Annotated in this window: 16 protein-coding genes; 3 read left to right on the plus strand and 13 right to left on the minus strand. The window is 67.0% G+C overall.

Going from position 1 to position 15,416, the window contains the following annotated elements:
* Positions 1-56 precede the first annotated feature (56 nt).
* A complete protein-coding gene (locus IHQ52_RS22110) occupies positions 57-395 on the plus strand; it encodes a DoxX family protein (protein ID WP_051349556.1) in 339 nt (112 codons plus the stop codon).
* Between the two features lie 795 nt (positions 396-1,190).
* On the opposite strand, the gene IHQ52_RS22115 is transcribed toward IHQ52_RS22110, so the two are convergent.
* From IHQ52_RS22115 to IHQ52_RS22160, 10 genes are all read right to left on the minus strand, one after another.
* Entirely contained in the window at positions 1,191-1,937 is a 747-nt protein-coding gene (locus IHQ52_RS22115) for a DNA alkylation repair protein (protein ID WP_006434705.1), read from the minus strand.
* A gap of 5 nt (positions 1,938-1,942) precedes the next feature.
* On the minus strand, positions 1,943-3,148 hold the full coding sequence (locus tag IHQ52_RS22120) for an NAD(P)/FAD-dependent oxidoreductase (protein ID WP_006434706.1): 1,206 nt from the start codon (positions 3,146-3,148) through the stop codon (positions 1,943-1,945).
* Positions 3,149-3,215: 67 nt separating this feature from the next.
* Positions 3,216-3,779 carry a hypothetical protein gene (locus IHQ52_RS22125; RefSeq protein WP_006434707.1) on the minus strand — a complete coding sequence of 188 codons (564 nt, stop codon included), beginning with the start codon at positions 3,777-3,779 and terminating at the stop codon, positions 3,216-3,218.
* A complete protein-coding gene (locus tag IHQ52_RS22130) occupies positions 3,776-4,429 on the minus strand; it encodes a hypothetical protein (protein ID WP_006434708.1) in 654 nt (217 codons plus the stop codon). Before IHQ52_RS22130 ends, IHQ52_RS22125 begins: the two co-directional genes overlap by 4 nt.
* 4 nt (positions 4,430-4,433) lie before the next feature.
* On the minus strand, positions 4,434-4,943 hold the full coding sequence (locus IHQ52_RS22135) for a hypothetical protein (RefSeq protein WP_006434709.1): 510 nt from the start codon (positions 4,941-4,943) through the stop codon (positions 4,434-4,436).
* Positions 4,940-5,536, minus strand: coding sequence for a hypothetical protein (locus IHQ52_RS22140; RefSeq protein WP_006434710.1), 597 nt, complete (start codon positions 5,534-5,536; stop codon positions 4,940-4,942). Before IHQ52_RS22140 ends, IHQ52_RS22135 begins: the two co-directional genes overlap by 4 nt.
* Before the next feature lie 14 nt (positions 5,537-5,550).
* Positions 5,551-6,381: an SDR family oxidoreductase gene (locus tag IHQ52_RS22145; RefSeq protein ID WP_006434711.1), complete on the minus strand. Its 831-nt coding sequence runs from the start codon at positions 6,379-6,381 to the stop codon at positions 5,551-5,553.
* A 168-nt stretch (positions 6,382-6,549) separates the two neighbouring features.
* Positions 6,550-7,197, minus strand: a complete 648-nt coding sequence (locus IHQ52_RS22150; protein WP_006434712.1) for a TetR/AcrR family transcriptional regulator — start codon at positions 7,195-7,197, stop codon at positions 6,550-6,552.
* Positions 7,198-7,201: 4 nt separating this feature from the next.
* Positions 7,202-8,539, minus strand: a complete 1,338-nt coding sequence (locus tag IHQ52_RS22155) for a cytochrome P450 (RefSeq protein WP_006434713.1) — start codon at positions 8,537-8,539, stop codon at positions 7,202-7,204.
* A gap of 115 nt (positions 8,540-8,654) precedes the next feature.
* Positions 8,655-9,641, minus strand: a complete 987-nt coding sequence (locus IHQ52_RS22160) for an o-succinylbenzoate synthase (RefSeq protein ID WP_006434714.1) — start codon at positions 9,639-9,641, stop codon at positions 8,655-8,657.
* A gap of 100 nt (positions 9,642-9,741) precedes the next feature.
* Between IHQ52_RS22160 and IHQ52_RS22165 the strand changes: the two genes are divergently transcribed.
* Positions 9,742-10,677, plus strand: a complete 936-nt coding sequence (locus tag IHQ52_RS22165; RefSeq protein ID WP_238063963.1) for an oxygenase MpaB family protein — start codon at positions 9,742-9,744, stop codon at positions 10,675-10,677.
* Positions 10,678-10,746: 69 nt separating this feature from the next.
* Here IHQ52_RS22165 and IHQ52_RS22170 read toward each other — a convergent pair whose 3' ends face one another.
* Positions 10,747-11,502 carry an alpha/beta fold hydrolase gene (locus tag IHQ52_RS22170; protein ID WP_040004507.1) on the minus strand — a complete coding sequence of 252 codons (756 nt, stop codon included), beginning with the start codon at positions 11,500-11,502 and terminating at the stop codon, positions 10,747-10,749.
* Positions 11,503-11,589: 87 nt separating this feature from the next.
* Complete coding sequence (locus IHQ52_RS22175) at positions 11,590-12,186, minus strand: TetR/AcrR family transcriptional regulator (RefSeq protein WP_006434717.1); 597 nt, start codon at positions 12,184-12,186, stop codon at positions 11,590-11,592.
* A gap of 145 nt (positions 12,187-12,331) precedes the next feature.
* Between IHQ52_RS22175 and IHQ52_RS22180 the strand changes: the two genes are divergently transcribed.
* Positions 12,332-13,999 (plus strand): long-chain-fatty-acid--CoA ligase, encoded by a 1,668-nt coding sequence (locus IHQ52_RS22180; protein WP_006434718.1) that lies wholly within the window; start codon positions 12,332-12,334, stop codon positions 13,997-13,999.
* 180 nt (positions 14,000-14,179) lie between these two features.
* Here the strand turns inward: IHQ52_RS22180 and tuf are convergent, their stop codons facing one another.
* Entirely contained in the window at positions 14,180-15,370 is a 1,191-nt protein-coding gene (gene tuf, locus IHQ52_RS22185; RefSeq protein ID WP_006434719.1) for an elongation factor Tu, read from the minus strand.
* Positions 15,371-15,416 lie beyond the last annotated feature (46 nt).

A 15,416-nucleotide genomic window follows, 5' to 3' on the forward strand; every position in this document is an offset into this window, starting at 1 on the left:
TCCTCAGTTCCCGGCGTGACCGCTCCCGATTCAGTCCGGCGCAGCTCGCCCGCGGAATGGCCGTGATGCTCCTCGGCATCGGGGCACTCCACTTCGTGGCACCCAAGCCGTTCGACGAGATCATCCCGGAGGAGATCCCCGGCGACCCGCGAACACTGACGTATCTGTCCGGGGTTGCCGAGATCGGCTTGGGCGCCGGACTTCTCGTGCCACGGACCCGCCGCCTCTCCGGTGCGCTGGCGGCGCTGCTGTTCCTCGCCGTCTACCCCGCGAACCTCAACATGGTGCGGCTCTGGTGGGACAAACCGCTGCCCTACCGGGTCGCCGCACTGGCGCGCCTGCCGTTTCAGTTCCCGATGATCTGGGCGGCGATACGCGTGGCGCGCGAGGGCTGAGTCTCCTACGTTCCCACCGCGTCTCATCGGCCCTTCGAGGCTCGTCGCTATCGCTCCTCGCACCTCAGGGAGCGAGAACGCCGCGCCTCGCTCCTCGCACCTCAGTGCCCGCGGTCGGCGGGCCGACCGTCGTGGAGATCGAAAGAAGTCGCGTTGCCCCGAACTGTTGTCGCGCGCGACAACGCTTCGTTTGGGCGAGCTCGGCCGATGTCGCCCGGACGGATTGATGTCGCGGGCGACATCGCTTCGCCGCATCGGGCCGGAGGGCGTATCAGGGGGCATGTCGAGCGCCTGACCGACGAACCTCATCTCGACCGACAGACGTCAAGTCTGTCGGTCGGGGTAGAAGTCGACCCGTGTCGGGTGGGCGACGTTGTCCCACCGGGCCTTCGAGGCTCGTCGACTTCGCTGCGCTCCCGTCGCTCGCTCGGCCCGGCGGCTTGCGCTCCCACACCTCAGTACCCTCGGTCGGCTTGTCGCCGTCGTGGAGGTCGAAGGAACGGGCGTTTGCCCGTTGAATGACGTCGTGTTCGGGGTGGCAGGCGATGAATGCCCCACAGCGGGTCGAACGGTCCGAAATTTCGCGTCCACCTGAGCGGCTTCGGAGGGCAATATGCCCTCCGAGGGCGCTCACGGGGATGAGTTCTCCAGCGGCTTGCCGCGAGTGGGGACGGGCGATGTAATCCGTCCTTGTTTCTCGAGCGCAGCGAGCGGTTCCCTGGTTCTTTCGGATCAGGGAGCGAGAACGCCGCGCCTCGCTCCTCGCACCTCAGGGAGCGAGAGCGCCGCGGTCTCTCATCTCAGCGCCCGGAAATGCGCGCGCTCCTCGGGCGTTCGGTGCTCGATCGCGTAGCTCAGTGCGGTGCGGCCCATTCGGGCGGCGTTCTCCTCGAGGTACGCCAAAAGCGTCTGCTCGTCGACGCGCTTGCCGGTCTCGCGAAGCATCCACCCGAAGGCCTTCTGGATGAGGTCCCGCCGGTCGTTCTGGACGAGTGGCGCCACGGACAGAAGCGCGGATGCGTCAGCGTGTTTGATGTGGGCGAAGGTCGCGATGATCCCCACGCGCCGCCGCCAGAGGTCGCCGTCGGCGGCGTGGGCGAGGATGACGTCGATGTCGCCCCGCCGGCGGCAGTATTCGCCGAGGACGGAATCGGCGGACGAGTCCACGAGATCCCAGTTGTTCACCCGTCCCCGACGGACCGCGTCGAGGTACAGCCCAACCCACCTCGCAGCCTCGTCCCAGTCCGGGACCGACCGCGGCCGTAGGGCCCGTTCGAAGTCGCCGCGCAGCAGGAACAAGGCGATGAGCCGATGCTCGTGAACCGGCGAGTCCAAAAGCGCGACAATCTCATCGGCGCCGATGCCACGGAAGCGTTTGGCTATCGCCCGTTGCTGGGGCACGCGCAGGCCGAGGAACTCGTCACCCTCCCCGTAGCCGCCGGGTCGGACCTGGAAGAACCGCGCCAGGTCGACCGCACACTGGGGATCGGCGATCTCGGCCGCCGCCGCGCGTACCGAAGCGGCGTTCAACTCGGCGCCCATCGGTGCTACAGCAGGTCGGCAATGGGCGTCGGTGTCTGGAGTTTCGATCGGGTCTTCATGACGGCACCGACCTTGCCCGCACCGACGACGCCGGTGAGGATGCCATCGCGGCTGTAGTAAGCCACGAACTTCTTGCCGTCGTCGTCGACGACGTGCACGGTGTCGTCGGCGCGCGGGGAACCGAGCACCTGGATCTTCAGGTCGAACTGGTCACTCCAGAAGTACGAGACCCCGGCGGTGACGGCGTCGCCACCGGCGATCTGGTGAGCCACGACGGAGGCCTGTTCGACCGTGTGGTTCCAGTGCTCGACACGGTGCGGGGTGCCGTCCTGGTCTCGCCAGTTGGCGACGTCACCGAGCGCGTAGACATTCTCGGCGCTGGTGTGACCGGTTGCATCGCAGGCGATTCCGCCACCCACTTCGCGGGGTGCGAGTTCGATCCCGGAACCGTCGAGATAACCGGTCACCGGCGTCGACCCGATACCGACGACCACGATGTCCGCCGGTAGTTCGGTGCCGTCGTCGAGCTTGACCGCGGTGACCTTCGGTCCGGTCGGGTCCTCGGCGACGACGATTTCGGCGACACCGACCCCGGTGCGCAGGTCGACCCCGTTGTCGGTGTGGAGGCGTGAGACCAGCGTGCCGATCTCCTCGCCGAGAGCGACCGCGAGCGGAGTGGGAGCGGGCTCGACCAGGCTGACGCTCAACCCGCGGGAGGTGAGGCTCGCGGCCACCTCGCAGCCGATGAACCCGGCACCGATCACCACAGCGGTCGAGGCGGTATCGATCTCGCCGCGCAACGCCACCGCGTCGTCGTAGGTCCGGATCATGTGCACGCCGGCCACGGCGTCGGCAAGACCCGGGAACGGTCGCGGGTCCAGCCCCGTGGCCAGGACCAGCGTGTCGTAGGCGAGGGCGTCACCGGATGCCAGCGTGACGGTCTTCTCCGCCGGCGACACCGAGGTCACCGCGGAACCCAGGCGAAGGGTGATGCCGGATTCGCCGTAGAACTCCGCGGTTTTGAGGTCGACCCGATCGTCTTTGCCGAGCAGGACAGACTTCGACAGCGGTGGACGGTCGTAGGGCGGATGATCCTCGGCACCTACCAGGGTGATCGGATCGGTGAACCCGTTGTTGCGGAGGCTCTCCGCCACCCTGATCCCGCCCAGGCCCGCCCCGACGACCACGACGCCCGCGCCTGATCCACTCATCTTCGTCCTCTCTCACCGCGGACACCGTTCAACTCGGAATGCCCGATGACATTCCGAGGACAGTGCCTCAGCGGGTTACGTCTCCGACCGGTTGCAGGTCGGACAACAGCCAATTCCCGTCGACCTTACGCATAAGTGCCCACCTCGCGGTAGGGGTTGTCTCACCGTCCGCATCGGCAGGCTCCCTAAAGCCTATAGGTTTTTGTCCGTCTGCGACAGACAGCGTCTGATCGATGAACACGAGGACCCGCGCGCGTTCGTCGGCGCTGTCGTCCAGACCGGCGCCCACGACCCGTCCGACCATCGAGATCGCCGCGGCCCGCGCTCCGGGAAGGACGACGTCGGCGCCCCGATTGCGGTATTCGAGACGCAACGGGTCGGCAAGCAGCGCATCCGTGCGCCGCCGCTGGTCGGGTGGGTCATCCGGTCCGAATGTCATCAGCGCACCGACCGCGCCGCCCGCCGCGGACAGGATCGCGGCACGCTCATCCTCGCTGGGCTGTAGGTCGGACCGCAACACCGCGATCCCGGCGATCAGCGCGACAACGAGTGCCACGACGGTGACGACGGTCAGGGCAGCGATGCGATGGCGTTGCCGGCGTGTCGGGCGCGGTTCCAGGAGTTCGGTCACGACAGACGCGCCTCGGCGATCTTCCAGCCGTCACCGGTGAGTTCCATGGTGATCAGCGCCGTGATGCGTTGGGCGGTCGCGTCGACGGCGGCCGGAGCCGCCGCCCCCTCCGACCCCAGCAACAGCGGGTTCGTGGCGTCGGCGACGACGAGCACGTCCACGGTGGTGCCGGTGTCGTCCGACGCCGGATCGGTCACCAGGCCGGCCGAGACCACCTGTCCGACACTGCGTCCGGCCTGCCTGCGCACTTCGGTGACGAGAGCGTCACGGGCCTTGTCGATGCGATCCCGCTGCGAGCCGGTGCTCACCGCGAGTACTCCGTCCACATAGGCACCGGCCTCGGCCGGGTCGGCGGTCAGCATGGCCGTGACCGCAGCACGCGCCGAATCCAGCACTTCGCCCTGCAGATCGACTTCCGCCCGCTGCCCGCGGATCTGCCATCCCAGGACAACACCCGCGACGACGAGGATCGCGACGATCGCCGCCACGGCCAGAAGACCCGCTCGTAGGCGGCGCGTCCGTCGCACGGCACGCTCGCGGAGCGCGGGAGCGGCGGCGATCCGGGCCGTGCGCGCACTCCGCGTCGCCTCGTCGACCCGGCTGCGGGCAAGCCGCACGCGGGCGGAGGTCGAGTCGTCTGCCTGCGTCACCGTCTCACCCGATCACATCGGCCGCGGCGAGCAGCCACGAATCATCGGCACGGACGAAGCGAGCCAGCACCGATCGCCGGACCGTCGCCGCATCAGGTTCGGATCCGGCACGAACACCGGACCGTACGGTCACCGCCACCCGCATCAGGGCCTGCCCTTCGACGGCGTCGGCGTCGACCACGCTGACGATCTCGGGCCGCCACACGACTGAGATCGTCCCCGGCTCCGGTGGCCGGGTGAGCTGTGCTCCGTAGCTGTCGAGAAACTGGCGGGCGACCAGCTCCCGGGCCCGCGCCCGATCCTGTTGCCACCGAGACGAATCGACCGAGAAGACGTCGGCCACGATCGTTCCCGCACGGTTGCGGAGCTGCTCACGGCTGTGCTGCAGCTCGTCTCCCGCGGCGTGGGCACGCCACGCGGACCCTGCGGCGACCAGCGCAACCGCGAGCACCAGCGCCGCCGCCAGAATTCGGAGAGCGCCGGCCCGCGCCGAGATGTAACCCGATGAGGTCATGGAAGGTATTGCACCGCCCCGAGTTTCAGCGAGCCGTCGTCTGGGGTGACCAGTACCCGTAGCCGGAATCGGCGTGCCTGCCCCGGACCGGTCCCGTCATCGGCGTCGAACAGGACGGTCGCCGCGACGAGAACCGTTGCGCTGCCGCCCTCCCGGGCAGAGACACCCGTGCCGTCGACCGAGGACTCGGACACCGAACCATTGGCCTGCACGAAAGCGCTGTAGCTGTCCGCGGACTGGGCGAACTCGTCGTAGAAGGTGCCGGTGGCGCCCGCGAGGATCTTGCGCGCCCGGCCCGGATCGCGATGGTCCGGCGCGATCAGCACGGCGACACGTTCGGCCGCCGCCCGCTCGAAGTCGTCGTCGGTGTAGGCGTTCCGCGCGTCGGACCAGGCCACGACCGCGATCCCGGCGCCGACGACCGCGACGACCGTCACCAGAATCGCCAGAATCCATCGGCGACGCGGCACCGGGCGTCGCAGGCCCGCGTCGACCTCCATGGCATGCAACTCGTCGAGCGCCTCACGCAGTTCACGCCGAGTGCTGCGTGCGGACGCGATTTCCGCCGCACCGGGCCGCGACCCCTCGCTCAAAGCCGGGCTCTCCTCTACGACGACAGGCGGGTGTCCGCTTTGTTCTCGACCTTCTCACCGCGGATTCGGCTCGAGTAGGCGGCGCGCGCCTCCTGGTCGGGGCTCAGGAAGATCGAGTCCAACTTGGTGAGCTTCCGGCTGAACCGCTTCATCGCCTGTGGGAACAGGGGACTCGAGTCCGCCCAGCGCATCGACCGCGGGGCGTACACGCCCGTCACCGGGCGGGCGATCGTCTCCACGACGATGGCCGCCACTTCTTCCGGCGACACGGTCTGGATGAACTTGTTGGTCTGGAGTCCGGAGATCAGCGCGGTCCGGGTGAAGGTCGGGAGGACGGCGCTGACGGTGACACCCTCCGGCTCGAGCTCGGCGCCCAGCGCCTCGGAGAACTCGATCACCGCGGCCTTGGCGCCGTTGTAGATGGTCAGACCCGGGGTCGGGATGCGGCCGGCCGTCGACGCGATGTTGACGATGTGGCCGGTGCGTCGCGGGGCCATCCGTCGAGCTGCTTCCTGGCAGCCGATGATGACGCCGAGGACATCGATGTCGAAGGTCCGCCGGATGATCGTGTCGTCGTAGGACAGGAAGGGACCCACCGGCATGATCCCGGCGTTGCTGACCAGGACGTCGATCGGTCCGAGCCGGCTCTCGACCTCGGAGAGGAAAGCGTCGAAGGACTCCCGCCTGGTGACATCGACCTCGACGCCCTCGATGCCGAGATCGGCCGCGGCCTTGCCGACCGCCTCGCCGTCGACATCGCCGATGGCCACCTTCGCGCCCGCCCGGAACAGCTGGGTCGCGGTCTCGAATCCGATACCGCGCGCGCCGCCGGTGATGACCACCACCTTGTCCTACAGCGCTGCTCGGACGGCATCGTGGTCGGGCTTCCGAGACAGTTTGTCACGCAGGCTCATTGGTTCCCCCTCGGGTGATTGTTGTTGATTGGTCTCGACAGTGGGCGGCGCGCACGGCCGCCGCGCATGAGGTCGTCGCCGTAGTGCGTCGGGCTCCGGTCACCAGATCATCGGGGCGAGGAACTTCGCCGCGAAGTCGCGAACCCGCTGCGGTTCGGTGCGGGCCGGATCCGACGGCGGCGTCTCGAGGAGCGAGATCACCAGGCGCATATGGATCTCGACCGCCTCGAGCAGATCCTCGACCGGCATCTGGGCGCCCTCCTCGCGCAGCGTGGCCGCAACCCGGTCGGTGACCATGTCGATGAACAGCGACGTCATCTTCGCGGTGACGCTCTTGATCTCGGAGTCGGTGAGGACGATCCGGCTCAACAGCGGGTCGGACATGACGAGCTCGGCACCGACCGCGAACGCCTCGACGAGCGCTTCCTTGGGTCCCATCCCCTTGACCGAGGCCTCGAGTTTCTGCATGCCGCGTTCGTAGGCATCGTTGGCCACGGCATAGAGGAGCGCCTCCTTGTTCGGGAAGCGGCGGTACAGGGTGCTGCGGCTGACGCCGGCACGCGCTGCGACCTCGTCGATGTTGGCGCGGCGCACACCGACCTCGGCGAACTCCGACGCCGCGGCTGCGAGGATCGCCGCCTCCTGGTCGGCCGGGCTCGCGGTGTTGCGCACCTTCCGGGTGGACGTGCGGGCGCCCTTTCCCTTCATGACGCTCTTCACGGTCTCCTTCACGAGATTGTCCGACACTCGATCACCTGCGCCGAAGGGTCACGGGGAACTTGTCCTTGGGCACGGGCAGCGCGCTGTAGTCCATCGGCATCGTGTAGTCGGCCGGCACCGACCATTCGTAACCACGCAGCAGGTGATGCATGATCGTCTTGATCTCCATCTGGCCAAAATACAGGCCGATACATTTGTGAACGCCACCACCAAATGGCATCCAGGCGAACCGGTGCGACTTGTCCTCCGCGCGCTCCGGACCGAACCTCTCCGGGTCGAACATGTCGGGATTGGTGAAGAACTCCGGGTCCCGCTGGCCGGACAAGGAGGAAGTCGTGACGATGGTGCCCTCGGGGATGTGAAAACCCTGGACCGAGGTGTCCTTGATGGCCATGCGGGGCTGGGCCGGCACCGGCGGACAGAGCCGCAGCGACTCCTTCATCACCAGGTCCAGCGCAGTCATGCTCCCGAGGCTGTCGTATCCGAGTTCGGGTCCGAGTTCGAGCGACTCCGACCGGGCACGTTCCTGCCACTCGGGCGCCTTGGCCATGTGGTAGGCCATCTGGGTCATCGTGATCGTCGACGTGTCGTGCGCGGCCATGAGCACGAAGATCATGTGGTTGACCACGTCCTCGTCGGAGAAGCGATCTCCCTCATCGCTCTCCGCGTGACAGAGAACCGAGAAGAGATCCGGTGTCTCCCGTGCCCGCTTCGCCGCGATGTTGGCGTAGAAGAACTCCTCGAGGACCTTGCGCGAGCGCAGCCCCTTCCACCAGCGACCGCCCGGAACGGGTTTGCGCACGTAGGCGACACCTGCACGGACGGTGTCGATGAACGCCTTGTTGATCCGGTCGGCCTCGTCCCTGGGAAGGTTCAGGCCGAGGAAGACCTCGAGCGCGACGTCGAGCGTGAGCGCCTTGAACTGTTCGAACAGTCTCACCGAGCCGACCGGGAACTCCCCGACGCGCTCGGCGATCATGGGCTGCATCTCCTGCATGTAGCCCTTGAGCGCGGAGGTGCTGAACGCCTGCTGCAGGATGTGCCGGTGGTGACGGTGCTCGTCGAAGTCGAGGAGCATGACGCCGCGGTTGAAGAAGGGACCGATGAAGTAGCTCCACGCCGGACCATTGGCGAACGCCCGGTCCTTGTTCATCAGGATCTCCTGCGCGGCGCGGGGGTCTCCCGTCACCACCATCCGCACGCCGAAGGCATCGAGTCCCGACACGTTGCCGAACCGGGCGCGGCGGCGGTCGGCGAAGGCGAACGGGTCGCGCCGCATCGACATGATCTCGAGGATGCTGTTACGACCCGAACACGGCACGGCCTGCAAGCCGCTCCCCGCGGGAGGGGTCGCGAGTACCGACGCCATGACCGTCTCCCATCCAGTCGAGTCGTGCAGAATGTGATCCACATCGCATACTAGACCATGTTGAGACAATCCGGGAAAAGCGTTCCTAACTCGCCTCCGATCGGCCGGCGAGAGCTCAGCCCTCGACGAGCAGCCGATGACAGCGTCGAAGCCGATGCCGCCACCACTGTTGACGGTCCTCCGGCGCAGCATGACTCACGACGTCGACGTCGAACCCGGCACCGAACCACCGCGGTTCGACGACGCCGTCCCGCATCAGGAACGACGGCGCGACGTCCGCCGTGAAGAGCGAACCGGTGCCGAGGCCGCAGGCGAGGTCGAGACGAGGCAGTGCCGCGGCCGCGGCCACGCCGGCCGCCATGCCGATCGCGCTGTCGAGGGCGCTCGACACGACGACGTCGAGCCCGAGGGTGTCGGCGAGTTCGAGCGTCGCCCGCATCCCACCGAGCGGCGCCACCTTCACCACGGCGACGTCCGCGGCCTCCGCGGCGACCACGCGCAACGGATCGTCGGCCTTGCGAATCGACTCGTCGGCGGCGATCGGCACGTCCACCGAACGCCGCACCTGCGCCAGCTCGTCGACCGTGCGGCACGGCTGTTCGGCGTACTCGACGTCCCCGATCGCACGGAGAGCGGTGATCGCCTCGTCCACCGACCAGCCACCGTTGGCGTCGACGCGCACCCGCCCGATCACCTCACGTGTCGCGGCGACCCGCGCGACGTCGTCGTCGAGGGTCTGGCCCGGTTCGGCGACCTTCACCTTCGCCGTCCCCGCGCCCGGATACCGCTTCAGCAGTTCGGCAACGTCCTCGGCCGGGATCGCGGGCACGGTCGCGTTGACCGGCACCGTGTCCCGCACCGCGGGGCGCGGACCGAGGTAGGCGGCCTCGATGCCGGCCCGCAGCCACGCGGACGCCTCGACGTCGCCGTACTCGACGAAGGGACCGAACTCGCCCCAGCCCGCCGGCCCGGCGAAGACCATCGTCTCGCGGGCGGTCAGCCCACGGAACCGGGTTCGCATGGGGAGACGAACCACCACGGCCGTCGCGAGCAGATCCTCCACATCCGGGAGCTCCCACTCACCGTTCACGCCGCCGGGCATCACATCCTCCTGGGTCACTCGCGTCGACTTTGAACGAGGGTTGTGTGAATTCGATGGAACAACCTTCCCACTTTGTTCCAAGTGCACTACCCTCGCCCTCATGTCAGTCAACCAGGGATTCGATGCCGGTATCCGCGAGGCGGAGCCGATGATCGTCGACGACACCCCGGACACCGCCGGCGAGATCGTGCGGCCTCGGCTCGGGGCCGATTCACTCGTGTGGAAGTTCTACGGCGATTCCCGGGGCATCCTCGGCTTCCAGCGGCTGGCCGGCACCGAGAACTGCATCGAGCAACTCGGGCAGGCCGTCCTCGACCACTCGGTGATCTTCAGCGACTTCCTCGGTCGCGCCAAGCGGACCGGGCCGCCCGTGATGAAGACCGTCTACAGCACCGAACCCGAGAAGTGGGGCCGGACGGTCCGTGAGTTCCACCGCGACATCAAGGGCACCATCAGCGACGGCTCGCGCTATCACGCGCTCAACCCGGAGCTGTTCTACTGGGCGCACGCGACCTTCGTCGACCAGGTCCTCTACATCACCGACACGTTCATCCGCCGGCTCAGCTACGCCGAGAAGGTGCAGATCTTCGAGGAGAGCAAGGTCTGGTACCAGCTCTACGGTGTCAGCGACCGTGGTCAGCCCCAGACCTACGAGGAGTTCCTCGCGTATTGGGAGGACATGCTCGACCGCTTCGTCCCCCACAAGACGATCGTCTATGCCACCGGCTACATCCGTCAGGGGCTGCCTCGCCCCAAGAAGGTCCCGGGCCCGGTGTGGACGGTTCTGTCGGCTCCGCTCAACGCGTTCATCCGCACGGTCATCGTGGGGACACTCCCCCAACAGATGCGTGACGTCTGCGACCTGGAGTGGAACGACAAGAAGGAGAAGAACTTCCAGCGCTTCGCGGCTTTCATGCGCGCCATCAACCCGCTGGTCAACCGACTGCCGCTGAAGTACCTCTACGTCCCGTGGGCGCATGAGGCGTGGACGAAGGTGGGCGTCGACCCGCGGCCGCTGCACAACAAGCCGGCCTAACGACCCAGGCCCTTCGAGGCTCGCTCCGCTCGCACCTCAGGGAACGGTGGGTCTCGCTCCGCTCGCACCTCAGGGAACGGTGGGTCCCAGGAACTCCTCGACGTGCCGAATGAACTCCGCACGTCGGTCGCGGTGCACGCTGTGTCCGGCATCGATGGTGACGAACCGTGAATCCGGCAGGGCCTCGCTGACCGTCCGCAGGTGACGAGGCGGCAGGAAGCTGCGTTCCCCGCCGGAGATGACCATCGTCGAGGCGCTCACGCGCGGCAGTTCCGACCACCACTGTGGTGCACAGACATCGAACTCGGCGACGATCTCGTCGCCCATCCGGCCGTCGAACCGGATGACCGGGAAGGGGTTTCCCACCAGGGCGAGGAGTCCGCGGACCTGTTCGCCGAGGGTCGCCTTCATGGTGATGCCCTCGGAGAGGTCGGCCTCGTCGCGGGGCATGGGCGGTACCTCCTCGAGGACCAGACGCCGCGCCCGCGACGGCTCGTGCATCGCCAGACGGAGCGCGGTGTGCGCACCGAGCGAATGCCCGACCACGTCTGCCCGGTGGATGCCGAGGACGTCGAGCACGTAGACGAGGTCGTCCCGGAAGTCGTCGAGCCGGTAGGCGCTCTGCGGGCGACCGCTGCGGCCGTGTCCGCGGAGGTCGACGCTCACGACCGGTCGACCCTGCCGGCGCAACGCCGATGCGAGGGGACGCCATGTCGAATGGTCCGACGCCATCCCGTGGACGAGTACCACCGGCAACCCCCTGTCGGGTTCGCCGGCCACCCGGACCGCGAGGGCCGGCTCGGCCCGCCGCTTCAGCACGCGCATGAAAATCAGCCTACGGCCGGCCGCGGTGCGCGCCGCGTCACACCATGCCGTTCCCACCCGTACCGCGGCCATCGTGGGCCACCCGGACTACCGCTCGACGATGGACACGCTCAGGGAGGGTTTCTCCGAGTCGGCGGTGTCGAGCCCACCCGCGCCCGCCCAGATCGCGTCGACCATCGGCTGCAGGAACAGGCCACCGAGCTGGCGCACCATCACCCGAACCACCTGCACGGCCTCGGACCGGTCGGTGGATGCCAGCCCGCTCTCGCGCGATTTGGTGACCTCCGACCTGGTCAGTTCCGTGAGACGTCCGATCAGTGCCCCGTGCTCACCCGCCGGATCGAGCACGGCGCGTCGGAGGTAGTCGACCACCGGCGGGTGTTCGAGAAGCATCCGTTGAACCGCCCGGTCCCGTTCGGCTATCACCTCACCGGGGGTGCCGTCGGTGGGCGCCGACGCGATGGCCTGGGCGTGGTAGTCGACGATGAGCTGCTCGACCGCATTGCGCAGGCCCTCTTTGGTCTTGAAATGATGCTGGACCAGCCCCACCGTCACCCCGGCCGCCGCGGCGACAGCGCGCATCGAGACACGCCCCTCCCCCTGATCGGCGTACAGGTCGAGTGCCGCGTTGCGAATCTTCGCCTTCGCGGTGAGATCACCAGGACTCGCGCGTGGATCTGACATGACTGTGTACCTCCCGCAGGCCGACGTCGATTGTACAAAGAGATGGGTTTCCATACATCAGAATCGTCAACTGTACAGTTGTATCGGCTGTCTGGTCGTGATCCTCAGGACAGCACGATCGACCAACGAATCCGAAGGGACCGTCATGACCACCGAGATCGTCCGGGGCCTGCCCTCGACGCACGGCGACTCCTACCAGCTCAACACCACCACGCTGATCCGCCACAGCGCTCGCACCTACCCGGAGCAGGAGATCGTCTCCCGCGCCGCCGACGGTTCCTGGGATCGCTACACCTACGCCGAGTGCTATGCCCGCACCCAGCGCGCCGCCAACGTGCTGACCGGCCTCGGTGTGAAGCCGGCCGACGTCGTCGGCGTCCTCGACTGGAACAGCAGACGTCACTTCGAGCTGTACTGGGCCATCCCGGGTACCGGTGCGGTCATGCTGCAGATGAATCTGCGACTCGCCCCGGAGGATCTCGGCTTCGTGACCTCGCACTCCGAGGCATCTGTGGTGCTCGTCGACGAGTCGCTGCTCCCGGTCGCCGAGGCCATCGCCCCACACGCACCCGGTGTCCGCCAGTGGGTAATCATGACGGATCGCCCGTCCGCCGAGATCTCCACCAGCCTGCCCGACGTCGTGTTCTTCGAGGACCTGATGGCCGCCGCCGAACCGTCCTTCGACTGGCCGGTGATCGAGGAGAACTCCTCCTACAGTGCGTGTTACACCACCGGCACCACCGGTCGGCCCAAAGGCGTCTACTACTCGCATCGCGGGATATACCTGCACACGCTGGCCGAGGCCGCCAACCTCGGCATGGATGCATCGGACGCGGTCATGCTGATCACCCCGATATTCCACTCCTCGTGCTGGGGACTTCCCCAGTCGGCGATCTTCAGTGCCGCCAAAGTCGTTCTGCCCGGGCGATACCAGGCCGACGACACCGCGATGCTCGTCGACACGATGATCGACGAAGGCGTGACCATCGCCAACGGAGCACCGGCGATCTTCCAGCCGATGCTCGACTACATCACCACACTCGACGAGAAGCCCGACTTCAGTCGCGCCCGACTCCTCTGTGGCGCAACCGAACCCGCCCTGTCTCTGATGCGCGGCTTCGCCGACCTGACGGGCGCCGACATCATCCACGCCTACGGCGCCACCGAGACCACCCCGATGGTGACCATCAACCGCGGCCTCAAGTACACCCTGCAGGGCAGGATTTCCGACGAAGAGAAGTGGGATCTGAAGCGCTCCCAGGGACTTCCGCTCAACGGCGTCGATGTACGCGTCGTCGACGCCGACGGCAACGACCTGCCGCACGACGGGGTCAGCCAGGGTGAACTGCTCTTCCGCGGTCCCTGGATCACCGAGCGCTACCACAACCTCGACGACGACGCCGACAAGTTCCTCGACGGCTACTGGCGCAGCGGCGACGTCGGCGTGATCGACGAGAACGGTTACATGAAGCTCACCGACCGTCTCAAGGACGTCGTCAAGAGCGGAGGTGAGTGGATCTCCTCGATCGACATGGAGAACGCCATCGTCGCTCATCCGCGCGTGGCCGAGGCAGCCGTCATCGGCGTCGAACACCCGAAGTGGCAGGAACGACCGGTCGTGCTGGTGGCCACGACCGACGGCGAAGACATCGACATCGACGAGGTGCACGCGCTGCTCGTCGACCGCTTCGCCAAATGGCAGCTCCCCGACACGATCATCCGGGTCGACCGGTTGCCGCGCACCAGCGTCGGCAAGCTGGACAAGAAGAACATGCGGGGCGAGTACGGAGATCTCTACACGAACACGCAGTAGGACATTTCCGAAAAGCCCGCCGGCGCTCGACTGCGTGCAGTCGAGCGCCGGCGGGCTTTTCTCGTCTCGTCAGAGTTCGTCGACGATCCGCTCACGGTCGCGTGACGACAAAGGCGCCCCAACCGCTTTCGCGGCTGGGGCGCCTTCGTCGACTCAGAGAGTCAGTGTGTCAAAGCAAGATCACTTGGTGATCTTGGTGACTCGACCCGCACCAACGGTGCGGCCACCCTCGCGGATGGCGAAGCGCAGGCCCTCGTCCATGGCGACCGGCTGGATGAGCTTGACGCTCATCTCGGTGTTGTCGCCCGGCATGACCATCTCGGTGCCCTCGGGGAGGGTCACGACGCCGGTCACGTCCGTGGTACGGAAGTAGAACTGCGGACGGTAGTTGTTGAAGAACGGGGTGTGACGGCCGCCCTCGTCCTTGGACAGGATGTACGCCTGGCCCTCGAACTCGGTGTGCGGGGTCGTGGTGCCCGGCTTCACGATGACCTGACCGCGCTCGACGTCCTCACGCTTGAGGCCGCGGAGCAGCAGACCGGCGTTGTCGCCTGCCTGTGCGGAATCGAGGAGCTTGTGGAACATCTCGATACCGGTGACGGTGGTCTTGGTGCTCTTCTCGCGGATGCCGACGATCTCGACTTCCTCGTTCACGTTGACCTCGCCGCGCTCCACACGACCGGTGACCACGGTGCCGCGGCCGGTGATGGTGAAGACGTCCTCGACGGGCATGAGGAACGGCTTGTCGGTCTCGCGAACCGGATCCGGGATCGACTCGTCGACAGCAGCCATGAGCTCTTCGATCGACTTGGCCCACTCGGCGTCACCCTCGAGCGCCTTGAGCGCCGAGACCTTGACGACCGGTGCTTCCTCGTCGAAGTCCTGGGCGGCCAGCAGTTCGCGGACCTCCATCTCGACGAGCTCGATGATCTCTTCGTCGTCGACCATGTCGGCCTTGTTCAGGGCGACGAGGATGTAGGGCACACCGACCTGGCGGGCCAGCAGCACGTGCTCGCGGGTCTGCGGCATCGGACCGTCGGTGGCGGCAACCACGAGGATCGCGCCGTCCATCTGAGCCGCACCGGTGATCATGTTCTTGATGTAGTCGGCGTGACCCGGAGCGTCGACGTGAGCGTAGTGACGCTTCTCGGTCTCGTACTCAACATGCGAGATGTTGATCGTGATACCGCGAGCCTTCTCCTCAGGAGCCTTGTCGATCTGGTCGAACGCGAAGCTCTTGTTGAGTTCCGGGTACTTGTCGTGCAGCACCTTGGTGATGGCCGCGGTCAGGGTGGTCTTGCCGTGGTCGACGTGACCGATGGTGCCGATGTTCACGTGCGGCTTGGTCCGCTCGAACTTCGCCTTCGCCACTTGATTGTCCTCCTGGACTGTTGTTGCTCTACTGGGCGGATCCCAG

Origin of the sequence: Gordonia amicalis (assembly GCF_022059885.1) — a bacterium.
GTDB lineage: Bacteria > Actinomycetota > Actinomycetes > Mycobacteriales > Mycobacteriaceae > Gordonia > Gordonia amicalis.